Here is a 24,748-nt window from a genome sequence, read left to right as displayed (position 1 = left end):
TATCTCATAATTAGAATAGTAATGGCAAGATTTTCAAGAATAGAAGTAGTGTTAAAAATGAAAGAAATTGGTATAATTCCTGTTTTTTTTCATTCTGATGTTGAAATTTGTAAGCAGGTTGTGAAAGCATGTTACCAAGGTGGTTCTAGGGTATTTGAATTTGTGAACCGAGGCGATTATGCTCACGAAGTGTTTGGTGAGTTGAATAAATGGGCAATCAAAGAATGTCCCGAAATGATTTTAGGAGTAGGCTCGGTGATTGATGCCGGTACCACTTCCCTGTACATTCAATTGGGTGCAAATTTTGTTGTTTCTCCAATTTTAAATGCAGAAATGGCCAAGGTATGTAACCGCAGAAAAATTGCTTGGTCGCCAGGTTGTGGTTCTTTAACAGAGATTTCATATGCAGAAGAACTAGGAGCCGAGGTAGTAAAGATTTTTCCGGGAGAACAAGTTGGTGGTCCGGAGTTTGTGAAAGCTGTAAAAGGTCCATTTCCATGGTCATCGATCATGCCTACAGGAGGTGTAAAACCCGAAAAAGAGAACTTAACTCAGTGGTTCCATGCAGGAGTGCATTGTGTAGGAATGGGTTCACAATTAATAAGCAAGCAGGTAATAGAAACAGGTAATTTCGATGAATTAAGCGGAAAGGTTAAGAATACGATTGAAATGATTAAGAGTATTCGTAAATAATAGCAAGGTTTTTATTTAGAAGAAGTTGAAAGAATTCAAGGGTACTAAAGATTTCTCCTAAAATACAGTAGGTAGAAGGAGTCGCTTTTTTAGCTTGTTAATACAATATTTAAATTGTATTTTTAGACTTTAATATACTGGTTATGTTGCTGTTCAGGTTTGTAATAAACATTGAACTATTTTTTTAAGAGTTTGCCAAACCGTTTAGGCAATCGAAGCTTAACTAATATTTAGAATTGATAATATGAAACGTCCATGACAAGGATATTTTGACACACAGGGGGATGATTATTCCAGCATGGTAAGTTCCATATGGCAACTAAAAGACAAATTATAATCATATGAAACGTCCATGACAAGGGTGTTTTGACACACATGGGGATGATTAACCCAGCATGGTAAGTTCCATATGGCAACTAAAAGACAAATTATAATCATATGAAACGTCCATGACAAGGGTGTTTTGACACACATGGGGATGATTAACCCAGCATGGTAGGTTCCATATGGCAACTAAAAGACAAATTATAATCATATGAAGACAAGAACTAATTTAAGATGGAAAATTATAATACTAAGCATGTTGAGTATTGTATTTTTCACATCAAAAAATGTGAAGGCACACGAAAGTGCTGGAAAAAATCAAATTCATAGTGTAAACGATAATTACAATTTATATCAGATTTGTAAAAATGATGTAGAAGGTTTTACTAGTCAGATTAGTGGTGGCGTTTATGGATATCCAGCATTACGCAGTGATATTAGAGATGCTATGATTGCCAGAGCTTCGACAGGTAAAGCTGGATTCGAATTCTTAACTGCAAAGGTTCCAGTTGATTGTAAAGAGGAAATGGTAAATTTCTTTTTTTATTCGGATATCGATTTGAATAATTTATTGCCATATGATATAAAAGTGAATGGAAAATCGCTCCTAACTTTTACTCCGGATAAAAATGGTAAACTTCAGGTTTCGAAGAATACAGGAAATGGAAATGCTCAGTTTTACTTGTATCGAAGAGATGCAAATGGCGATGGAATTGGTGCGTTTCGTTTGAGCGTTCCGGTGAACATGTTGGTAAAAGGTGAAAAAGCGAAGGTTTCAGTTTTCGGACATGCAGCAGGAACTAACGCTTGGTTCATGCTATTTAAAGTGCCAAATGCAATTAAGTGGTTGCAAGGAGCTGCGCTGAATGAGGTTTCATTTTCCATCAAGCAATTTGCCGATAAGTTATTAATTGATGCTCCTTCTCGATTAGTTGGACAGAAGGTTTATTTGATTTCTGATGGAAAGAAAAGTGAAGTGGCAACTTTTAAGCTACAAGGTGAAACTGCGAAAGCTTCCGTGATTTCTTCAGCGCCAAAAAAAACGTTTCAAATTTTTTATGGAAAAGATCAGTATTCTGTTGAATTTGAGAAGGGAAATGGTGTGATCAACGAAAATGTAGTGAAAGGAGATTTCTTTTATGCCTCACATGCACATTCACACGATGGTTGGTTAGGAGATTTTACAAAAAGGTACCGACCCGATTTTTATACTGCCTACAAACCTCTTTTCGAGAATAAATACGAAAAAGGCCTGATTTCAATCATGAATTCAAGTCATCAGGATATCGCTTGGGTCGATCGCCCAGAGGCATGCATAATTATGAGAGATACAATGCTTTTTACGCCAATAATTAAAGACGCTTTCGAGCGTGCTGATTATGGTTTCGATATTGAAGATGGATTAATGTTAAGAGAATATCTTCATCGTCATCCCGAGGCTCAAGCTAAATTAACAGAATTATTAAATCGTAAATTACTTTCCGTAGGTGCTACCTACAATTGTCCTTACGAAGACATGTACGACGGAGAAGATTTGGTTCGTCAATTGTATTTGGGAAAAAAATGGGTAAAGAAGACTTTTGGGGGTTACGATTCTAAAGTATATTGGAATGTTGATGTTCCGGGTAAAACCATGCAGTTGCCTCAAATATTGAGTAAAGCAGGTGTTGATTACATGATTATTAGTCGTCATGCTAAAAGTATGGTTCATTGGGCTAGTCCCGATGGAAGTACAGTATTTACCTATTCTCCAGGTCATTATGGTGAGGATTTACTGCATCTTTCGAAGGATATCGATGAGAAAATAAAATATGGTGCAGAGCAAGTGGAGTGGTGGAGTCAGTATTTTGAAGGTGGCCAAACGCAAACACCTCTTCTATCAAGTCAGGATATGCTTCCGGCTATCGATTATACCGATTTTATTGAGACTTGGAACCAAACCGAAAGTGTGTCGGATGAAAATGGGAATGAAAAAGAGGTGTACTTTCCTCATATGGAATTGATGACAGTGGATGAATTTATGCCATTGGCCAAACAAAATGCAACAACAGTTGATACCATTCGAGGCGAACGTCCTAATGTTTGGGTTTATATTCACGGACCAGCTCATCACGATGCATTAACCGCGAGTCGTAAAGCGGCAAAATTATTGCCGGCAGCAGAGAAATTCTGGACCGTAGCTTCTGTTATGGATGAAGAAAAAATGTCCTATCCGTATGAGGAATTGGATTTAGGATGGCAAGCTAAGATTTATCCAGACCATGGTTGGGGTGGACACGATGGCGATGTTACCGATAATTTATTTAAGGAGAGTTTGGTGAAATCTCAAGTAATTGGGGAAAACCTACTGGATAAGGCAACTAACTTTATTGCTCAGCGTGTAAAAACTCAAGAGAAAAAAGGAATTCCAGTAGTGCTATTCAATAGTCTTTCATGGGAAAGAACAGATCCTGTAACAGTAAGTTTGGATTTAGCACAAGGAAAAGCAATTGGCCTTAGTGTTACCAACTCCGATAAGAAAAACGTTCCGGTTCAGTTCGCCGAATTAACTAAATATGCCGATGGAAGTATCAAGCATGCAGAGATTGTTTTTATTGCTGAAAATTTGCCTTCGGTAGGCTACAAAACTTACTATGTGAAACCAGAAATGAAAAGCAATGTTGCAGGTAAGGAGTTAAAATTCAATGCTGAATATGAAAATGACTTTTATAAAGTAAGTTTTGCAGAAGGGGGAATCGATCAGGTTTACGATAAGGAACTAAAAAGAAATCTGTTTACAAGCAAGCAGTTTAAAGTGGGCGAAATTTTCACACTACAATCAGAAGGTAATGGTGCTGGTGAGTTTGGGGATGTGCAGCAACCATTCATGAAAAATTTCGATCAGGTAAGTAAACACAATGCTAAATGGGAACTACTTGCATCCGGCGATGTATTTAGTACTTATCGTTTGGAGCAAAATATCGAACACGCTAAGGTGGAACAAAAAGTTACTATTTACCATCAATTAAAACGCATTCAGTTCGAAAATAACTTATTGAATTGGGATGGTGAATTGTACCGGGAATTCAGAACTGCATATCCGGTAGCCATTAAAAATTCTACCATTAAACATGAAGTTCCGTTTGGAACAGTAGAAGTTGGTAAGGATGAAATTAACAGTGCAGGAGAGCGTTATACGCCACTTTGTAAAGATGTTCATCCAAGAGCAACTATGGATTGGATTTCGGCTGACGATAAGGATATTTGTGTTACTTTAAGTTCATCGGTTGCTGCTGCCGATTGGATCAATCCAACACAGGATGGCGATGCAGATTTGTTACAACATGTTTTGTTGGCAAGTCGAACATCATGCCATTGGGAAGGAAATGAATATTCTCAAGCTGGAAACCATGCCTATAGTCATGTATTAACGTCGAACCGCGCAGGTGACCTTACTGGATCAAGAATTGCAAAACAGTTTAACGAGCCTATTAAAGTCGTGGTAAATCCGGAAAGATCTACAAAAGCAAATATGGCTGAAGAAATGGAATTTTTTAGCATCGATCAGAAAAACGTAATTGTAACGGCTATTAAAAAAGCCGAAGATAGCGATGCTGTTGTGGTTCGTATGTACGATACCGAAGGGAAGGATGCAAGTGTGAAATTGAACTCGTTTTTCGATCTAAAAAACTTACAAAAAACAAATATTATCGAAGAAAATCCCAAGGCTGTTGATCAGATTGAAATTACGCATCATGGAATTGAAACTTATCAGCTTGACGTAAAATAACAGTATTGTACGAAAAGGAAAAAATGAAAAAATTACTGAGAAAATGTTTGTGTTTTGTACTTGTGGCAATCACATTAGCTGCTTGTAACGCACCTTCGAAAGAAGGTGCTGATTTTGCAAATAAAGGAGTGCTGCAATATGTTGATACCCGTGTGGGCACAGCAGCTAGTATTGCCGATATTACCGTTACGGAGGTAGAGGAACCAATGGGATATGTATCTCCAATTGTTGGAAATCCATCTGCTTTAACACACTGGACACCACAAACTGCTACGTGGACTGATCGTGTAATTACCGTTCCTGTGCCTTATTGGTACGATCAGGAAAAAATTCAGGGTTTTCGGGGCACTCGTTATCCGAATGGCGCTGTGGTTGGAGATTGGGGAGCGATGTGTATTATGCCAATGACAGGTGTGGTAAGCATAGATGCAAAAGCTCGTGCTTCAAAATTTAGTCACGATAGCGAAATTGCAAGACCTCATTACTATTCTGTAAAATTAGACGATTACAATATTAAAGCCGAGCTTACTGCAGCGTCTAAAACAGCATTTTTTCAATTTACTTTTCCCGAATCTAAATCTTCATCCGTACTTTTCGATGGTGTATTTGTTCCTGGGTACTATAAAGTAATTCCCGAAAGAAATGAAATTGAGGGATACATGATTATTGCAGGGAATTTTAGAAATCACTTTGTTGCTAAATTCGATAAAGAATTTGAAACCTACCGGGTTGATGTATTGCCAGCTGTAGTAGATGCCAACTTGGTTCCCGAAGGATTTAAAGCAAGCTACTACAACAACGATAAATTGGAAGGAGAACCTACTGCTTTTGATACTTATTCTGATTTGAATAGGGAATGGTTGAAAGCTCCTGTTGAGGGCATTAAAGATGATTTCTTTTCTGCAATTTATACAGGTACTCTTGTTGCAAGACATAGTGGAGAACATACCTTTGAACTAACAACCGAAGATGGTACAAGAATGTACCTTAACAATCAATTGGTGATTGATAAATGGGAATATCGTGCTACGGGAACCGAGACTTACACAACAAAGCTGACCAAAGGAGAGAAATACGATATTCGTATTGAATATTACGATGGATCAGGTTCAACAGTAATGAAGCTGAGGTGTGCAGAGCCAGTAAAACAAGACCCTGATTTTGGTTCTGAAATGGCATTGATAGGAGCGGATGGCAACGCTGTTTATGTCACTTTTGCGACTAAAGATCAGGAAAAAGTGAAAATGAAGGTGGGTACTTCTTTGATTGATCTGGCGCAAGCCCGAGCTAATATGGATCAAGAGTTTCCTGATTTTGATTTTAACAAATCGGTAGCCAAAGGTGCTCAGGTTTGGGAGAATGAATTGGATAAAATTCAAGTGGAAGGATCGGAAGACGATAAAGCTATTTTCTACACAGCTTTAACCAAATGTTTCGTAAACCCACGTAATTTGAATGAGGATGGTCGGTATTTTAGTCCTTTTGATTTTAAGGTTCACGAAGGAGAAATGTACACCGATTTATCCATTTGGGATACCTTCCGGTCTTTGCATCCATTGTGGGTAATTCTAAAACCGCAAGAAACTACCAATATTATTAATGGCATGTTGAATGCCTATAAAGAAGGGGGATGGATTCCTAAATGGCCAAATCCGTGGTATCGCAGCATTATGATGGGAACTCATGCCGATGCAGTTATTGCTGATGCTTACGTAAAAGGAATTAGAGGTTTTGATGCCGATTTGGCTTTCGAGGCGATGCTGAAAAATGCAAATGTAAAAGGCGATCGTGGTTTCTCTGGCCGTGTTGGTATCGATTACTTCAATAAAATGGGTTACGTACCTACCGATATCTTCGGATTTTATGGCGAACCTGTTGCACGAACACTTGAATTTTCTTACGATGATTACTGCATTGCTCAAATGGCAAGAGCTTTGCTTAAAATTGATCATTTGGCCGAATATATGGAGCGCTCTAAGCGATATATTAATGTTTTTGATAAAGAAACAGGATTGGTTCGTGGTAAGAAATTAAATGGAGAATGGCTTCCTCCTTTCGATAAAAGCATAAGTGTTTGGGCGCAAGGAACCGATCACGATACGGAGGTGTATTATAAGAATCATACTTTATTGGTTCCTCACGATATTCCTGGTTTAGCCAATTTTATGGGAGGGAATGATCAATTAGAAGCTTACTTAGATGATTTTTTTGATAAGGATATGTACTATGTAGGAGATGAATTCTCGATGCATGCCCCTTATATGTACAACAATATTGGCGCTCCATGGAAAACACAAAAAGTGGTGCGGGAGATGTTATCGAAATACTTCTTTAACGATGTTGGAGGTCTTCCCGGAAATGATGATTGCGGACAGGTTTCATCTTGGTATGTATTTGGTGCTATGGGATTTTATCCTGCTTGTCCAGGCGATCCTATCTACCAACTTTGCAGTCCTGTGCTTAATAAAGTAGTACTGAATGTTGGCGAAGGAAAAACCTTTACCATTATTGCCAATAACAACTCGAAGGAGAATGCATACATCCAATCTGCCAAATTAAATGGTAAGGAATATACGAAATGTACCTTAACTCATTCCGATTTGATGAATGGTGGTGACTTAGTGTTCGAAATGGGTGCAGAACCGAATAAAAATTGGGGAATCCTGAAGTAATTCTGATTCCTTTTGTTTCTCAAAATAAGAAAGAATGAAGATTTTTTTCAACTGTATTATCCTCATTATGGGTTTAGGATTTCTAAGCTCATGTAAGGATAATTTGAATAGCATAGATTACACAAAATACGTGGATACTTTTATAGGTACCCAGCACGAAGGACACTGTTTTCCGGGTGCAACTACGCCTTTAGGAATGGTTCAGCCTGGTCCCGAATCGTATACCGACTACTATTCGGGTTACGAAATGGATCATTGTACAGGATATCAGTACAACGACAAATGGATTTGGGGCTTTGCACAAACGCATCTTAATGGGGTTGGTTGTCCTTCTCTTTCCGATATTTTATTGCAAGCCTACTGTCAGAATTCCATCGATCCATCGGCGCGAGAGAATTTTCGTTCTACCTATGCGAAGGAGACAGAAGTGGCTGCTCCAGGTTATTATGCGGTTCGCTTAACCGATCATCATGTGAATGTAGAACTAACAGCTACCGAGCATGTGGCCTATCATTCTTATACTTTTGATGAGCCCGAAACAGCAAGTTTACTGATCGATTTACAATATGGAATCGGGATTAACTCCATTCCAACCAATGTTTTGGAAGCCAATCAGCAATTCGACGATGAATTTACTTTATCGGGTTACCGAAAAGCAAGAGTGTGGGCCGAAAGAGATTTGTATTATGTGATTCGTTTTAGCAAGAAAGTGAAGCAGAAAGAATCGCTTACTGCTCCGAAAGGGAATCAAGAAAAAGCGCCTCGCTATTTGCTTGCTTTCGATATGGAGGGAGAGAATAATTTGGAAGTCATGATTGGACTTTCGACCGTAGGAGTGGAGGAAGCAAAGAAAAATTTGAAAGCCGAAATAAAAGGATTTGGAACTTTTGAGGAGGTGAAAACGGAGGCAAAACAAAAGTGGAATGCGATTTTGTCAAAGATAGATGTTACGGGCAGCAAAGAGAAAAAAATAGCTTTTTATTCCTCGCTTTACCGCTTGTACATTCAGCCTAACAATATTGCGGATATCGATGGTCGTTACCGTGGTGAAGATGGCTCGGTGAAGCAGTCGTCCATTGGAAAATATTATACCACTCTATCCTTATGGGATACCTATCGTGCGGCAAATCCGATGTACACCATTCTTTCGCCCAAATTGGTGAGCGATTTTGTGACTTCCATGATGGATAGTTATACACACAAGCCATTCGATCCTAATAATCCGCGCGAAGCGAATAAGTATTTACCTCGATGGCAACTTTGGGGAAAAGAAACGCATACCATGGTTGGAAATCATGCTGTGCCCGTAATTGCAGATGCTTATTTAAAAGGAATCGAGCCATCGAAATATACGAATAATGAGGTTTTTGATGCGATTTGGACTTCAGTTACCAAAACTCACTATCGCAATCATGTTGATCTGATTGACAAGTATGGATACATTCCAACCGATGCCAAAATTTCGGATATCGACGATGGTCGGGAAACGGTTTCCCGATTGCTGGAAAATACCTACGACGATTATTGTGCTGGACTTATGGCCGAAAACCTAAAGAAAACTTCGGAGTACAATTTCTTGATGAACAGAGCAGGTTATTATCACAATGTGTTTGATACGAAGACTGGTTTTTTTCGTGGGAAAAATGCGAATGGTGAATTCCGTACCGATGTCGATCCTGTTGAAGTAGTTGGTGAGTGGGTTCCTGGATCGGATTTTACCGAAGGGAATGCTTACCATTACCTTTTTCATGTTCAACACGACATAAAAGGGTTAATGACAACTATGGGAGGAAATGATGCCTTTGTAAATAAGTTGGATACGATGTTTTATACCAGTACGAAACCGGAAGTAAGAACCTTAGAGTGGAATATTTACGGAACTATGGGACAGTATTGGCACGGAAACGAACCTTGTCATCATGTGCCGTATTTGTATAAATACACCGATAAAGCCTATCGAAGCGATAAAATTATTAAAGAGCTGGTGGAGAACTATTACCACAACGATCCGGAAGGCGTAAAGGGAAATGACGATTGCGGACAAATGTCTGCTTGGTATCTATTTTCTTCTTTGGGTTTCTATCCTGTGAATCCATGCGGTGGAGAATATATTTTAGGAGCTCCACAAATCGATGAAGCAGTAATCAATCTTCCCAATGGCAAACATTTTAAAGTAATTGCTAACAACCTAAGTAACGAGAATTACATTGTACAATCTGTAAGTTTAAATGGAGAGCAGTTAAATCGAAACTACATAAACCATAAAGAAATAGTTCAAGGTGGCGAATTGATTTTTGAAATGGGTTCCATGCCGAATGCAAAACAAGGAAATTGAAACGAATAAAACAATAGAAAATTAGTTGTTGGAGGGTGTCCGAAAAGTTCAATTTTATTGTCATTCGGAGCTTGTCGAAGAATCTTTAACATGGAATAACAGATGTTTCTACTTCGCTCAACATGACGTCTTTAAGTAAAGCTTTCCTTTTCGGACACCCTCTTGGTATTTACAGATTTATTCGATTGGTAATCGGCGTATATTTCTAATCTGCATTAGTAAGTTTATTTAGTCTGCAACAACTTCTTCGCCCATTTTTGTTCTTCTTTTAACGGACTGATTGGTATCGTTAATAATTTGCGATACGTTTTGAGCCAATTCGCCGTAAACAGCATTTTTGGCTAGGTTCATGGCCTTTAAATAAACCACAATATTATCGTTGATAAACGTAATAATTTCCTTCTTAATTTTAGTTGCAGATACTGTTAATCCCTCTTTTGATTTTGCTTCTTCCCATGCAATATTAGCAGTTTTAAAATCATTTTGAGCCGTTTCGATATGAGCAATTAGCTCGGCACAACCCAACACGGCAGCAATATCAGCTTGTAAATCGACAGCCTCATAATCTTCCAGCATCGATTCTACTAAAGATGACTCAATCATATAGCTCTTCTGTGTCATCTTTAAACCATATTTTATAAACACATCATACAGTTTGGCAGCCGGTGCACTTATTGCAGCATTAGGATTATGCATAGCACCCAGTAGTAGATAGTACAAAGCTTGTACTTTTTCATCTCTCATCACATCTTTAGCATCTAAATTCGACTCTGCTTTGCTACGATTTATCGCCGTTCTCAATAAATCAGATTTGTTTTGCAAGTTGGTGAAAAGGTCTGTCAGGTAATTGTCTTCTTTTATGTTTTGTTTTTTGTAAGTCAATCCTAAATTTTCCGATGTTGAGTTTACTTCAGTGGTACGTGTTTTGTACGATAATTTTGGAATCATAATTTTACTGTTTTTGGGTTATTAATAACTATTTGGGTTTGTGTTGTAAATACATAATTTTTGTATCTACTGTCGATTAAAATTACAAAAAATATAATCATATGAAAATATAGAGTGAATTATTTATTTGATAATGAAGACTAATGCTTAATTGTAATAATGCATGTGTGTTAGTAGACTTGGCTTTGGGAAGGCAGCATATTAATGATAGATTAGGAGTAGGCCGAATTCTTACTTTACTTATTGTATGATTACAACTGTCGTTTTTTTTTAGTTTGGAATTTAGGAATGGAAGTAAATTGCTTCTTTTTTCAATAAAACAAGCCAGGAACAAATGTTTACGGCTTGCCCAAGCCTTTAGTGGAGTTGTTAACGGAAGTAAATTGCTCCTTTTTTCAATAAAACAAGCCAGGAACAAATGTTCACGACTCGCCCAAGCCTTAGCTGGAGCCATGAACAAATGTTTACGACCTCCCTTATTTTAGGTGTTTTTATACACTAAGCTTAGTTTTACTGATGTGTAAGGTTTTAGTGTAAAATTCTTGCTAATCAGTTTTGTTGTGGTAAATTATGCGGCCCTTTGCTTTTGTGTATTTCGAAAAGAGGAATGCGAAACAATAGCCTTTCTCCTGTTTATCGCATTTAAGTATTTGTATTTGCTTGATGTTTTAAAGGACTAGCATTGGTTTACTGATCCCTTTCTCGAAACAGATACTTTCCCTTTTCTCCTAACTAGATAACCACCTCTTTAAAATAAATTTTATGTGCATAATCTAAGTTGGCAGGTTTGACAGTACGTATTTTAATTTAGCTTTACTACCTTAGCAAAACGATTACTATTATCATTACAACAGCTGTGCATTGTGGCTCTAGGATGAAGTATAGAGGAAATAAACGCAATGGTGTTTATTTATGAGTTGTGCCTAATTGAAAAAAATGAGTGCTAACAACTAAAATAGATTTATGATATCATCACTTTTTATAAGACATTTTAAAATATATAAAGGAATATCTTTTATCCCAATTTCTGAAGGTAATGGGTTTTCTAGCCTTATTGGAGAAAATGGAGTTGGAAAAAGTTCAGTTTTAGAAGCAATAGATTGTGTCTTTAACTGGAAAAACAACCAAGATTGGCCAATAAACAATGAAGCAAAACTTGAAGGTGGATTAGGAGGTTCAAATATTCCATTTATTGCCCCAATTTTTGTCATTAAAAAAGACAAATTAAGAAATAAGCTAAAAGATGATGTTAAGTTTTACGAAAAAGCAGAGAAACTTTCGAATTTCTTATGGGAAACAACACAGAAAACCAAATCAAAAGCTCTTAATGAGTTTTATCGTCATAGAGATGAATTAAAAGAAGTTTATAATAGAGATAACTATTTTTTGATAATTATTGGAAAGAAATATAACGAGCAAGGAATTTACTTTGGTTCATTTCATACTTATATTGATTTTATTCTTGACAACCCTGCAATAAAACCTGATGAAGATGAGATACAAAGCTATTTTAAAGGCTTCTTTGAATACATAGTTTCGCATTATTCATATATCTATATTCCTGTAGAAACAGACGTCCATACTTATACAAAATTAGAGACACAGGATATGCAGAAGCTAATGGATAAAAACATTCAATCTGAAATAGAAAAAGCAATCCGCCCTGGCACCTTAAAACAAATTAATAAGGATTTAGGAGAATTTGTGAATGAAATAGAACGGATTCTCCAAATTTATGAATACAAAGGGCATCATAAGAATAGCCTGACAATGCCAGATTTAGTTTCAAAAATAATTGAAGCATATTTTTCAATTAAAATTTTAAATAGAAAATTTGAGAACAGCAAACGAATACCAGTTAACGAGCTAAGTTCAGGAGAAAAAAGGAAAGCTTTAATTGATGTGGCATACTCTTTCTTGTTGACTAATCAAGATAGAGAATCAAATATTATTTTGGCTATAGATGAACCAGAAGCTTCTTTACATATTTCAAATTGCTTTTCACAATTTGAGAAACTAATAGGTATTAGTAAACTAAATCATCAAATAATAATCTCAACTCATTGGTATGGTTACTTGCCAATTGTATCAAATGGAAGTGCAACTTCATTAAGAAGAAATGGCAAAAATGATATATCTGTTGATTATTTCAATTTGTATAATTATCGTGAATCAATAACTCAGTCCAGAAAAAAAATCAAAGGTGTTTTACCTGTAGATTACAACATTAAAAGTTATAATGATTTAGTCCAGTCAATTATCTTCTCGCTTATTGCAGACACACCATATAACTGGATTATTTGCGAAGGACAATCTGAAAAAATATATTTTGAAGAGATATTTAAAGATGAAATAAATTCTAAAAATCTTCGTATCCTTCCACTTGGTAGTTTTAAGGAGGTTAAGAAATTATACAATTATTTATTATCCCCAATTAAAGACCCAGATTATAATATAAAAGGAAAGGTAATTTGCCTAATTGATACTGATTCTGAAAGAGTTGAAATTCAATATGAAAAAAATAGAAACCTATTTTTCGAAAGATTGCTGAATAAGAATAATAAAGAGACATTATTAGTAGAGGTCAACAACGTGGCTTCCAGTCCACCAACAGAAATAGAAGATTGTTTAAATCCTGTACTTTTTTATCAAACGTTGTTAGAGTTTTCTGATGAATATGAAAAGCTAGATGAGATTCTGAAAAACAATACTCTTTTATCCGAAGCAACTAATTCGGCTGGTTTTCTTGACTTAAAAACAAGTGAAAGTAAAACAATAAAGGATTTCTTCGATGACCATCTCGGCTACAATAAAATTCGTTTTGCAAAAAAATATGTTGAGATAATGAAAAAACCATTTTATCAGCAAGAAATAGACTTACAATGGATTAATACACTTAAAAAGATAATTAACAACTAGGCATAACAATGTATAAAAATAATAGCCGAGATAGTAGTAAATTCAAGGGGTTTAGCCCGCTTCAACTTCCTTGTAACTTGACAGGAAAGTGTCACGAAGTCGGCTACTATTCTTATACCAACCGTTAGGCACAAGCTAAAATGACCGCACAACAATGAAAATTTGCTACAAGAACGAAAAAGGAAAGCCCACCCACAAATAGCACATTTGGTTTTTTGCCGACACGCAAATCCAATGCAAAAAAACCAAAAGAGCTTGAATTTTTGCCAACTCACTCCATATTGAATGATAATATTTATACTCATTTAGTGAGTATTTCTAAAATCTTTCCTACTTTAGTGAACTGAATAAAATAATGCAAAATGAACCGAATTAAAGAGGTTTTAGACAGAAAAGGAATTAAGCAGATTTGGTTGGCTGAGCAATTGGGGAAGAGCTACAATATGGTTCACTCATATGCTCAAAACAAAAGACAGCCAAGTATAGACGACTTGTACAAGATTGCCGAAATCTTAAATGTAGACATTAAAGAGTTGCTAGTTTCTAATAAGCCCGAACAAAAAACTAAATGAAATCAACCGAAATACAACATAACGTTCAGAATCTAATTGATAATTTCTCGAAAGAAGAATTCATTTATGATTTGTTAGTAGCTTACGGAATATCAAAAACCTCTGTTACTAGACTAAAGAAAGGCGATTACAACCTCTCAAAGATTGATGGGGAAATACTTTACAAAAAGAAAATCTTCTTTAAAGTAGAAAGAACAAACAAACTACTGAGCAGTATTGATGCTATTTCAAAGGACGAAAGAATCTTAAAGCATAAGCCAAGATTTGCTATTCTGACTGACCACAAGGAGCTTGTTGCAAAAGATTTAAGATTAGGTAAAAGCTTAGATATTGAAATACAAGAACTGCCTAATTATTTCGACTTCTTTTTGCCATTGGCAGGTAGTGAGGTTTACAATGCGAGCAACAATAATGAAGCCGACAGAAATGCTTCCTACAAAATGGCTTCTCTGTATGATTTGTTGATTGAGCAAAATCCAAACATCTACAATTCAAAGGAAAGCATCCACCACCTCAATATTTTCTTATCTCGTTTGTTGTTCTGCTTCTTTGCAGAAGATACTGAAATATTTGAGCAAGACAGTATTTTTACCAATACGCTTGCTCAGCACACCGCAGAAAATGGAAGTGACACACATACTTTTTTGGATGATTTGTTTGACCGCTTAGACAGCAAAAGCGGAAAAGATTATCCTGACTTTTTAGCCAAATTTCCTTATGTAAATGGAGGTTTGTTTGGTCAAAAAATAAACTCACCAATATTTACTGCAAAAGCTAGAAAAACGCTTATTGAATTGGGCGAATTGCAATGGAAAGACATTAATCCAGATATTTTTGGCTCAATGATACAAGCTGTGGTAATTCCCGATTACCGTAGCGATTTAGGAATGCATTACACTTCTGTAGAAAACATCCTTAAACTCATAAAACCCTTATTTTTGGATGAATTGTATGAAGCCTTTGAAAATGCCACCACAATAAAGCAATTAAGAACTCTAATAAACAGAATTTCAAAAATCAAATTCTTTGACCCTGCGTGTGGTAGCGGAAATTTCTTGATTATTACCTACAAAGAGATACGTCTTTTAGAAATAAAGATTTTAGAAAAAATAACCGATTTAGAAGGGATTGCACCAACCATAAAATGGACTGATATACAACTCTCGCAATTTTATGGTATTGAAATAGACGATTTTGCACACGAAATGGCAATACTCTCACTTTGGCTGGCAGAACACCAAATGAATAAAGTATTTGAAGAACGACTGTTTGATTACGGAAAATCGAAACCCATACTACCATTAAAAGAAGCCGGACAAATAAAACAAGGAAATGCCACAAGAAGAGATTGGAATGAGGTGTGCCCAATTTTTTTAGTAGATGAAGTTTATGTTATTGGGAATCCACCATATTTGGGTGCTCGATTGCAAGATACTGAACAGAAAAAAGATATGGATTTTGTTTTTAATAAACTCAAAAAATATCGTGACTTAGATTATATAAACTGTTGGATTTATAAGGGAGCTGAATATATTTCAGGCTTAAATGCAGAATGTGCATTTGTGACTACTAATTCAATTTGCCAAGGGCAACAAGTGCCTTTAATTTGGCCACATATACTTTCTAAAGGTATAGAAATAGACTTTGCTCACCAATCTTTTAAATGGACTAATAATGCCAAAGGAAATGCAGGAGTAACGGTAATTATTGTTGGATTAAGAAACGTAAGTAATAAACCCAAATTTTTATTTACTGACGGTTTAATTCATCCAGCTAAAAACATAAATCCGTATTTATTAGATGGTTCAAATATTGTGGTTTCAGGAAGAAGTAAACCTCTATCCAATTTTCCTGAAATGAAGTTTGGTAATATGCCAAATGATGGTGGTGGTTTAATTTTCATAGAAGAAGAATATGACCAATTAATCAATCAGTTCCCTAAAGCTAAAGCATTTACGAGATTACTTTTGGGTTCAGCGGAATTTATTAGAGGAAGTAAAAGGTACTGTTTGTGGATAGAAGATGAACAATTAGATGAAGCTATCAAAATACCTGAAATTGCAAAGCGTATTGAGAAAACGGAAATACACAGATTAAACAGCAAAGATGAAGGTACAAATAGATTAGGTGAACGTTCACACCAATTCAGAGACAGAAATACCGCAAAAGAAAGTCAATTGATAATTCCGAGTGTTTCATCTGAATCTAGGCAATATATTCCTTGTGGCTATTTAGATAATACTACAATTGTTTCAAATTCAGCCCAAGTGATTTATGATGCTGAACCCTATATGTTCGCTATCATTAATTCTAGTATGCATATGGTTTGGGTTAAAAATGTTGGAGGGAAATTAAAAACGGATTATAGATACTCAAAGGATATATGCTATAACACTTTCCCTTTTCCTGACATCAGCACTAAGCAAAAGGAAAATTTAAACCTCTATGTTTTTGCAATACTAGATGAGCGTGCCAAACACCCAAGTAAAACAATGGCGCAATTGTATAATCCAAGCACTATGCCCAAAGGGTTGTTGCAAGCCCATCAAGAATTAGATACTGCCATTGAGCAATGCTACCGCTTACAACCTTTTAAAAACGATACCGAGCGATTGGAGTATTTGTTTAAGCAGTATGAAGACATGTTACTAAAAGATACGCTTTTTGCGAAGCAGAAGAAAAAACGTCTGAACCGCTGATTAAAGTGATTAAATGATTAAACTATGATAAAAGAACAATACAAATATTCTGAATTAACAGGTAAAATTATTGGATGTGCTATGGAAGTGCATAAGATATTGGGAAATGGTTTTCAGGAAGTTATTTATCAAAGGGCATTAGCAAAAGAGATGGGTTTACAAGGAATAGGATTTTCGCGAGAACACGAAATGCCTATCTATTATAAAGAAGAACACATAGGAACAAGAAGAGTAGATTTTTTGATTGAAGACGTAATTTCTGTAGAATTAAAAGCTGTAACAAAAACCGAAGATGTTCATTTGGCACAAGCAATTAATTATTTGGAGGCGTATAATTTAGAAGTTGGTTTATTGATAAATTTCGGCACAAAAAGTTTAGATTTTAAACGCTTGATAAACTCTAAGTACAATCAACGTAATCAAATAAATCAGATAAAATCATAGTTCAGACAATGGAAAATCAAAATAGCGGTTTGCAACCTATAAACAACTTTGTTATTTTCAAAACCGAAAGTGGCAAAGTAAATATTGATGTCTTTTATCAAGACAAAACGCTTTGGCTTACGCAAAAAACAATAGCTGAACTTTTTGAAAAAGGGCGTTCTACCATAACCGAACACCTTAAAAAAATATTTGAAGATGCCGAATTGGATGAAAATTCAGTATGTCGGGATTTCCGACACACTGCCGAAGACGGCAAATCCTACCAAACCAAATACTATAATTTACGAGCCATAACAGCGGTTGGCTACAGAGTAAACTCACAAAGAGCCATTGAATTTAGAAAATGGGCAACTGAAATTTTGCACGAATACATCATCAAAGGTTTTGCTATGGATGATGAGCGATTGAAACAAATTAAACATTTTGGAGAAGATTATTTCGAAGAAATGTTGGAGCGAATCAGAGAGATTCGATTAAGTGAAAGACGTTTGTATCAAAAAATTACAGACATCTATGCACTATCGGCTGATTATGACAATAAATCGGAAATAACACAACATTTTTTTGCTACGGTTCAGAACAAACTGCATTGGGCAATAACAGGGAAAACCGCTGCTGAGATTATTTACACAGAAGCAGATGCCACCAAAATTTATATGGGTTTAAAAACTTGGAAACAAGCCCCTGAGGGAAAGATTTTAAAAAGTGATGTAACGATTGCAAAAAATTATTTGAATGTTGAACATTTAAAAGCTTTAGAAAGGATAGTTACTTCTTATTTAGACTTGGCAGAAAATAGAGCAAGAAACAGGCAAGTAATGAATATGAAAGATTGGGATAGCTTTTTAGTTCAATTTTTGGAATTGGCAGATTATCCCATTTTGAAAGACAAGGGCAAAATATCAATGTTGGAAGCAAAGCTAAAAGCTGAAAGTGAGTATGATAAATTCCGTGTAATTCAAGACCAAAATTATGTTTCCGATTTTGATAAGGAAATGAAGCGAATTATTAAGGGTAAATGATGAATGGTTAATTGTGAATGATATAATAAAAAAGTAGGATGACGAAAAATGTTGTGAAGGATAAGAGTTTTGGATTTGCAATTAGAGTTGTAAAATTATATCAGTTTTTAGTTTCTGATAAAAAAGAATATGTTCTATCAAAACAATTACTGCGTTCAGGTACAAGTGTGGGTGCTATGGTTCGAGAAGCAGAACACGCAGAAACAAAGAAAGATTTTATTCATAAAATGGCCATTGCACAAAAGGAAATAAACGAAAGCATTTATTGGCTTGAATTATTGAAAGGAACAGATTATTTGAGTGAATCAGAATTTGAAAGTTTAAATCTGGATGCTGTTGAAATTATTAAGCTAATAACAGCTATCATCAAGTCCGCAAAGACCAACATTAACAATTAACCATTGAACATTAATAATTAGAAAATGGATTTAGTTCACGTAGAATACGACCAAACGGGAAAGAGCAAAAGCACCAATGCTTTAGGAATGCGGGAAATGCAGGAAATGGCATACGAAGGCAGAACTGCTCAATATTTATTGCTTAAAGCACCTCCAGCATCAGGAAAATCGAGAGCCTTAATGTTTATCGCCTTGGATAAATTGAAAAATCAAGGAATCAAGAAAGTAATTGTTGCTGTGCCTGAAAAATCAATTGGAGCATCTTTTGGCTCAACGGAACTTAAAAAGTTTGGCTTTTTCGCAGATTGGAATCCAAACCCAAAATACAATCTCTGCACACCAGGCGAAGAAAAAAGCAAGGTAACGGCATTTTTAAACTTTTTAGAATCCGATGAAGAATTATTGGTTTGTACACACGCTACTTTGCGTTTTGCATTTGACGGATTAGAACCAAAAAAGTTAGATGACACACTAGTTGCTATTGATGAATTTCATCACGTTTCAGCAGAAGGTGACAATATTCTAGGGCAGGTTTTAAAAAGTATTATGCACAATTCTACCGCTCATATTGTAGCAATGACAGGCTCATATTTTAGAGGCGATAGCATTCCTGTATTAATGCCAGAAGATGAAGCCAAATTCACCAAAGTAACTTATACCTATTATCAACAGTTGAATGGCTATGAATTTTTAAAATCCTTGGGAATTGGCTATCATTTTTACACGGGTAAATATTTCAAGAAACACCCTGAAAAAGAAATGTCCGCTTTGGCAGAGATATTAGATGAAAATCAAAAAACCATCATCCACATTCCAAGTGTTAATTCAGCCGAATCTTCCAAAGAGAAATACGAAGAAGTCAATCACATCATTGACGTTTTAGGCGAATTGGAATATCAAGATGAAACAACAGGTGTTTTACACATTAAAAGCCAAAAAACAGGTAAGATTTTAAAAGTTGCCGACTTGGTTAATGACAACCCTAAATCAAGAGATAAAATAAGTGCCTATCTACGTGAAGTAAAATCGGTAGATGATATTGATATAATTATTGCTTTAGGAATGGCAAAAGAAGGCTTTGATTGGCCCTATTGCCAACATGCTTTAACCATAGGTTACAGAGGTTCACTAACTGAAATTATTCAAATTATTGGTAGGGCAACAAGAGACAGCAACAATAAAATTCACGCGCAATTCACAAACCTAATTGCTCAACCTGATGCACAAGATGATGATGTAAAGCTTTCTGTAAACAATATGCTAAAAGCCATTACAGCATCTTTACTAATGGAACAAGTTTTGGCTCCAAACTTCAAATTCAAAATCAAAAAAGATGAGGATGATGAAGACGAAGAAGATGATGATAAAACTATTAAGATTAGAGGTTTCAAGTTGCCAACTTCTCAAAGAGCCAAAGATATCATTGATACAGATTTAAATGATTTGAAAGCTAAATTATTGCAAGACCCTCAAATGCTTAAAGCGATGCCGGGCAATGTTGAGCCAGAGGTTATCAATACTGTTCTAATTCCTAAAATCATCCGAGAAATATATCCTGATTTAAGTGATGATGATGTAGAAGCAGTTAGGCAACACGTAGTTGTTGATTCTGTTATAAAGAATAGTACGATTGAAGAACAAGGCGACAAGAAGTTTATCAGAATGGCGGGTAGCTTTGTGAACATAGATAATATTCACATTGATTTGATTGACCAAGTGAATCCGTTCCAAAAAGCATTTGAAATTTTATCAAAGTCAGTTACTACTCAGGTTTTAAAATTAATTGACGAGCATATTCAATCTACCAAAATTGAAATGACCGAAGAAGAAGCCATTTTGTTATGGCCAAAAATAAAAGAATGGGTAAAAAACAATAAAGGGGAGCAACCGAGTATTCAGGCATTTGACCATAAAGAAAAAAGAATGGCAGAAGCTTTAGTGTTTTTGAGAGAGTTGAAACGTAAAAAAGCACTAGAAAATGGTTAAGAAGAAACTAACAATAGAAGATATTTTTGAAGATGATGATTTTGGATTGTTGGAATCTAAGGTCAAAACTTCAACTGTAAAAACAGACGAGGAAAGGCTTATTGACTCTTTTGAGGAAATCAATGTATTCATTGATAAAAACGAAAGAGAACCAAGCAAATCTAGTATGTCAGAATATGGACTGTTAGCCAAACTCAAAAACTTTAGAGGAAATGAGGACCAGAAAAAAATCCTTAAACCATTTGACAGACATAATTTATTAGGTCACGTAGAAATGGACTCGCCATCAATAGACGATATTTTGAATGATGATGATTTGGGTTTATTAGAAACTGACAAAGATTTAGACATTTTCAAATTCAAACACACGCCAAGACCAGAAGACCGAGCAGAAGCCGATTTTGTGGCTCAAAGAAAATCAATAAAGGAAAAGGACTTTGAGAAGTATGAGCTTATGTTTTTACAGGTTCACAAAGAAATTAAAGAAGGAAAACGAAAGATAAAGCCTTTCATCAACATTGAAAAGAATCTTCACGTTGGCGATTTCTATTTAATGAATGGCATTATGCTGTACTTGGAATCAGCCAATTTGAAAAAAGAAGAATGGGAGCAGAAATCAGGCAACAGAGTTAGAGTTGAAGGTAGAACAAGAACGGTTTTTGAGAATGGAACTTATAGCAATATGCTTTATCGTTCATTGGGTAAACAAATCCAAAAAGACGGAAAGTTAATTACTAACACATTTGAAAAAATTGAGCAGGAATTGTTTGTTAACTCAGGCCTTGTAAAAGAAGAAGATGTTCAATCGGGTTGGATTTACGTTTTGAAAACAAAGTCAACTAAAAAGGAACTTGCAGAAATTAAGGACTTATACAAAATTGGCTTTGCAAGTGGTTCTGTTGACGACAGAATAAAGAATGCTAAAAATGAAGCAACATATTTATTTGCTGATGTTAAAAAAATAGCGACTTACAAAGTTTATAATAGAAATGCAGACAAACTTGAAAACCTTCTGCATAGGTTTTTTGCCAAGGCTTGTTTGGATATTGACTTGTTTAACGAAAATGGACAAAGACTAAATCCGAGAGAATGGTTTGTAGTTCCTTTTGAGGTTATTGAAGAAACTATCCAGTTGATTTTAAATGAAAATATCGTGAATTACGAATATGACACAGAAACGCAAAAAATTAAACTGAAATAGAATGCCAACGCTAAAAGCCATACACATTTGCAATTCGCACCAGCCAACGTTGCAACCAAAAATTGCAAAAGAGCTTAAAACTGCCACCGCTTTTTTGCCGACCCTAAAAACTAATTTTTTCGGGAACAGCAGTGCTTCGATTGAGCGGATTTTAGATTGTAGTAAATTGATAACTGACTGTTAATGAATAAAGCCCAGCATACAACACGCGGTATAAAACATTGGGGTTTAGGTGGTTATTCAAACATCCTGCCACGCATCAAGTTCGGTGTAATTGGACAGGAAAGTGCTTCGAAATGCCAAACGATTCATACATAAACCGTTAGCCACAATTCATCTCAGCATTGAATGTTATTTATAAAACTCTATTAATAATAAGATAATGAAATTAATAAACGACATTATAAACGAACTTATTGATACACAAATGTCGATAACTTCACCACTCCTTAAAACGAAAGTATTGGCAAGTAGATTGCAAAATGCTGAATTACTAAATTGGGTGAGTAAAGAATTAAAGGGATATGATAGTAACGACGAGTTACCAAAATACAGAATATTTCATGGGAATCTTACTGGAACCTACATAAATGGTGAGATGCAATATAATGACCAACCAGTTCCAACTATAGGTTTGAATAAGCAAATGGAAAATATAATTCATTCTGTAGAGTTAACTCATAGCATTTTAAGTCTTGAAGTTATGAAAGAAGAAAAGACTTCAGGGTTGCTCGAAAGTTCATTTTCTGCTGAATTAACTGGAATGATTCAGCAGAATTGGCGCAAAATGGGAAACCCATATTTACAATTAATTAACTGTAAAGTTTCAATTGCAGGAAATGCATTACATGAAATTTTGTCATATGTTCGAAATAATCTTTTAGATTTTATGCTGAAAATTGATTCGGAGTATGGAAATATTACAGAAATCGAAGAATTAAGAACAAAACAAGAAGAAATAGCAACGATTATGAACCAAACGATAATTAATAATACGGGTGATGGGAATGTTCTCAACACAGGTGATAAAGCAAATATATCGGCAGAGATCAATATAACTAAAGGCAATAAGGAAGAGCTCAAAAAACACTTGCAGACCAGCGGTGTCTGCGAAGAAGATATAGTTGAACTTTCTGGTATTATCGATACGGAAGAGCCAGATTTAGAGAAAAAAACTTTTGGACAAAAAGTTAACTTGTGGACACAAAAGATGTTTGGGAAAGTACTTGACGGTTCTTGGAATATTGGAATTGGTGCGGCAGGAAGTGTACTAGCAGAGGCTATTAAGAAATATTACGGAATGTAAGAACTGTTCTAACAACTAAGCGTTCGTGTGGCAGGAACTGCCCAATAGGTAGGGTGGGTTGACGTAACCGGTGACAGAATTCTTACTTTTATGGAGAATGGTGTAAGTGAAAACCTTTTTAGAAAGGGAATTTAATATGGAAAGATTTTTAAATGCAGTAATTTCAAAGAATAATAGAAAGTTGTAGATCCGTCTACAGCTTTTTTTGTGTTTTAGATTTAGAATAGTTGACAATGGCACATAGCTATGGCAGCAGCCTTTTGTTAAGACTTTATTTTTACAATAGCCTGAATAATTGATGTATCAAGAGCTTTGATGTTTAAATTCTGTTTGAGGATTCTCTCTCGATTAGTTTTACAGGTAAAACAATGGTTTCCTGATGATTTTCTATCTTATTACTAATAATGTCGAGCAAAAGCTCAGTTGCTTTTGTGCCAACATCAAAGCCCGATTGTTCTATGGTAGTAAGAGATGGGCTTAGGTATTCAGAAAAAGGTTCATTGCTAAATCCGACAATCGCTAAGTCTTCTGGAATTCGAATGTTATTTTCTTTCGCGTAAAGAATAATGCTAAGAGCAGAGGTGTCGTTGGCAGCGAATATTGCGTCGGGAGGATTGGCAGATTCCAATAGTTTTTTTGCGCAGGCCATGCCGTCTTCTCTGGTTAACGGACTTTCGATAATAAGATCCTCTTCAATATGGATGTTGTGTTTTCGAAGCGCCTTTAAATAGCCTTGTAAGCGGTTAATGTAAATATTTAAGTGCTGTGGACCACCAATGTGTGCAATGCGCTTGCAACCTTTGGAAATAAGATGTTCGGCAGCTAAAAAACCACCTTTAAAATCATCAACTACAACTTTACTGGTTGCTAATTCATCGCAAACCCGGTCGAAAAATACCAAGGGAATATTTCTGCTGGTGAATGTTTTATAGTGATCGTAGTTTTTGGTGTTGATTGCTATCGAAGAAATAACACCATCTACACGACTGGCAAATAATGTTTGAACACAATCGGATTCGCGAGATTCCTGATCGTTTGATTGGCAGATAATTACATTGTATCCTTTAGTTCTTGCAAGCTCTTCGATACCAGCAATTGCTGATGAAAAAAAGTATCGACTAATTCGGGGTATAATAACTCCAATTGTATTGGTGCAATTTGTGCGCAAATTTGAAGCTAAGGCATTGGGTTGGTAGCCTAATTGCTTGGCCATGTTTCGTACCGCTTTTTTAGTTTTATTACTGATTCTCGAATTGTCGTTTAAAGCCCTAGATACAGTCGATCCAGAAATATTTAGCGCTTTTGCAATGTCGTGAATAGTAATGTTACCTTCCTTCTTCATATAATTACTGTACGGTAGTTAATCTGTTACAAAGGTGCATATTTTTTGATGAAAATGTGCGAGAAAAGAAAATAAAGATAATCGATTGCGCGCAATTAGTAATTTATAATTAAAATAG

At 35.6% G+C, this 24,748-nt stretch carries 15 protein-coding genes; 13 read left to right on the top strand and 2 right to left on the bottom strand.

What is annotated here, in order from left to right; translation table 11 throughout:
• Positions 1–21: 21 nt before the first annotated feature.
• From BZG02_RS03025 to BZG02_RS03010, 4 genes are all read left to right on the top strand, one after another.
• A complete protein-coding gene (locus tag BZG02_RS03025; RefSeq protein WP_101259933.1) occupies positions 22–693 on the top strand; it encodes a bifunctional 4-hydroxy-2-oxoglutarate aldolase/2-dehydro-3-deoxy-phosphogluconate aldolase in 672 nt (223 codons plus the stop codon).
• A 535-nt stretch (positions 694–1,228) separates the two neighbouring features.
• The gene (locus tag BZG02_RS03020) at positions 1,229–4,786 is read left to right on the top strand and encodes a glycoside hydrolase family 38 N-terminal domain-containing protein (protein ID WP_101259932.1); all 3,558 of its coding nucleotides are present in this window, start codon (positions 1,229–1,231) and stop codon (positions 4,784–4,786) included.
• A gap of 23 nt (positions 4,787–4,809) precedes the next feature.
• Positions 4,810–7,458 (top strand): GH92 family glycosyl hydrolase, encoded by a 2,649-nt coding sequence (locus BZG02_RS03015; RefSeq protein ID WP_101259931.1) that lies wholly within the window; start codon positions 4,810–4,812, stop codon positions 7,456–7,458.
• Positions 7,459–7,492: 34 nt separating this feature from the next.
• Positions 7,493–9,793: a GH92 family glycosyl hydrolase gene (locus BZG02_RS03010; protein WP_101259930.1), complete on the top strand. Its 2,301-nt coding sequence runs from the start codon at positions 7,493–7,495 to the stop codon at positions 9,791–9,793.
• 228 nt (positions 9,794–10,021) lie between these two features.
• Here BZG02_RS03010 and BZG02_RS03005 read toward each other — a convergent pair whose 3' ends face one another.
• Positions 10,022–10,741, bottom strand: coding sequence for a DUF6261 family protein (locus BZG02_RS03005; RefSeq protein WP_101259929.1), 720 nt, complete (start codon positions 10,739–10,741; stop codon positions 10,022–10,024).
• 963 nt (positions 10,742–11,704) lie between these two features.
• Between BZG02_RS03005 and BZG02_RS02995 the strand changes: the two genes are divergently transcribed.
• The 9 genes from BZG02_RS02995 (at position 11,705) to BZG02_RS02950 (ending at position 23,288) form a co-directional block, all read left to right on the top strand.
• Positions 11,705–13,660 (top strand): AAA family ATPase, encoded by a 1,956-nt coding sequence (locus BZG02_RS02995; protein ID WP_101259927.1) that lies wholly within the window; start codon positions 11,705–11,707, stop codon positions 13,658–13,660.
• A 362-nt stretch (positions 13,661–14,022) separates the two neighbouring features.
• Positions 14,023–14,232 (top strand): helix-turn-helix domain-containing protein, encoded by a 210-nt coding sequence (locus tag BZG02_RS02990; RefSeq protein ID WP_101259926.1) that lies wholly within the window; start codon positions 14,023–14,025, stop codon positions 14,230–14,232.
• Complete coding sequence (locus tag BZG02_RS02985) at positions 14,229–16,931, top strand: DNA methyltransferase (RefSeq protein ID WP_101259925.1); 2,703 nt, start codon at positions 14,229–14,231, stop codon at positions 16,929–16,931. The genes BZG02_RS02990 and BZG02_RS02985 overlap by 4 nt, the downstream gene beginning before the upstream one ends.
• Positions 16,932–16,955: 24 nt before the next feature.
• Positions 16,956–17,375: a GxxExxY protein gene (locus BZG02_RS02980; RefSeq protein ID WP_101259924.1), complete on the top strand. Its 420-nt coding sequence runs from the start codon at positions 16,956–16,958 to the stop codon at positions 17,373–17,375.
• An 8-nt stretch (positions 17,376–17,383) separates the two neighbouring features.
• Entirely contained in the window at positions 17,384–18,397 is a 1,014-nt protein-coding gene (locus tag BZG02_RS02975) for a virulence RhuM family protein (RefSeq protein WP_101259923.1), read from the top strand.
• Between the two features lie 38 nt (positions 18,398–18,435).
• A complete protein-coding gene (locus BZG02_RS02970) occupies positions 18,436–18,795 on the top strand; it encodes a four helix bundle protein (RefSeq protein ID WP_101259922.1) in 360 nt (119 codons plus the stop codon).
• Between the two features lie 24 nt (positions 18,796–18,819).
• Positions 18,820–20,781, top strand: a complete 1,962-nt coding sequence (locus tag BZG02_RS02965; protein ID WP_101259921.1) for a DEAD/DEAH box helicase — start codon at positions 18,820–18,822, stop codon at positions 20,779–20,781.
• A complete protein-coding gene (locus tag BZG02_RS02960) occupies positions 20,774–21,982 on the top strand; it encodes a GIY-YIG nuclease family protein (protein ID WP_101259920.1) in 1,209 nt (402 codons plus the stop codon). The genes BZG02_RS02965 and BZG02_RS02960 overlap by 8 nt, the downstream gene beginning before the upstream one ends.
• A gap of 382 nt (positions 21,983–22,364) precedes the next feature.
• Positions 22,365–23,288, top strand: coding sequence for an AbiTii domain-containing protein (locus BZG02_RS02950; RefSeq protein ID WP_101259918.1), 924 nt, complete (start codon positions 22,365–22,367; stop codon positions 23,286–23,288).
• A 319-nt stretch (positions 23,289–23,607) separates the two neighbouring features.
• On the opposite strand, the gene BZG02_RS02945 is transcribed toward BZG02_RS02950, so the two are convergent.
• Positions 23,608–24,630, bottom strand: coding sequence for a LacI family DNA-binding transcriptional regulator (locus BZG02_RS02945; protein WP_101259917.1), 1,023 nt, complete (start codon positions 24,628–24,630; stop codon positions 23,608–23,610).
• Positions 24,631–24,748: the final 118 nt, after the last annotated feature.

The sequence above is a fragment of the Labilibaculum filiforme genome (assembly GCF_002843315.1).
Taxonomy (GTDB): domain Bacteria; phylum Bacteroidota; class Bacteroidia; order Bacteroidales; family Marinifilaceae; genus Labilibaculum; species Labilibaculum filiforme.
This window is presented reverse-complemented; position numbering and strand designations above follow the sequence as displayed.

Coding starts and splice junctions, on each gene's coding strand:
- BZG02_RS02975 (WP_101259923.1), top strand. CDS start 17,384: ATGGAAAATCAAAATAGCGGTTTGCAACCTATAAACAACTTTGTTATT.
- BZG02_RS02970 (WP_101259922.1), top strand. CDS start 18,436: ATGACGAAAAATGTTGTGAAGGATAAGAGTTTTGGATTTGCAATTAGA.
- BZG02_RS03025 (WP_101259933.1), top strand. CDS start 22: ATGGCAAGATTTTCAAGAATAGAAGTAGTGTTAAAAATGAAAGAAATT.
- BZG02_RS03005 (WP_101259929.1), bottom strand. CDS start 10,741: ATGATTCCAAAATTATCGTACAAAACACGTACCACTGAAGTAAACTCA.
- BZG02_RS02960 (WP_101259920.1), top strand. CDS start 20,774: ATGGTTAAGAAGAAACTAACAATAGAAGATATTTTTGAAGATGATGAT.
- BZG02_RS02980 (WP_101259924.1), top strand. CDS start 16,956: ATGATAAAAGAACAATACAAATATTCTGAATTAACAGGTAAAATTATT.
- BZG02_RS02995 (WP_101259927.1), top strand. CDS start 11,705: ATGATATCATCACTTTTTATAAGACATTTTAAAATATATAAAGGAATA.
- BZG02_RS02965 (WP_101259921.1), top strand. CDS start 18,820: ATGGATTTAGTTCACGTAGAATACGACCAAACGGGAAAGAGCAAAAGC.
- BZG02_RS02945 (WP_101259917.1), bottom strand. CDS start 24,630: ATGAAGAAGGAAGGTAACATTACTATTCACGACATTGCAAAAGCGCTA.
- BZG02_RS02950 (WP_101259918.1), top strand. CDS start 22,365: ATGAAATTAATAAACGACATTATAAACGAACTTATTGATACACAAATG.
- BZG02_RS02990 (WP_101259926.1), top strand. CDS start 14,023: ATGAACCGAATTAAAGAGGTTTTAGACAGAAAAGGAATTAAGCAGATT.
- BZG02_RS03010 (WP_101259930.1), top strand. CDS start 7,493: ATGAAGATTTTTTTCAACTGTATTATCCTCATTATGGGTTTAGGATTT.
- BZG02_RS03020 (WP_101259932.1), top strand. CDS start 1,229: ATGAAGACAAGAACTAATTTAAGATGGAAAATTATAATACTAAGCATG.
- BZG02_RS03015 (WP_101259931.1), top strand. CDS start 4,810: ATGAAAAAATTACTGAGAAAATGTTTGTGTTTTGTACTTGTGGCAATC.
- BZG02_RS02985 (WP_101259925.1), top strand. CDS start 14,229: ATGAAATCAACCGAAATACAACATAACGTTCAGAATCTAATTGATAAT.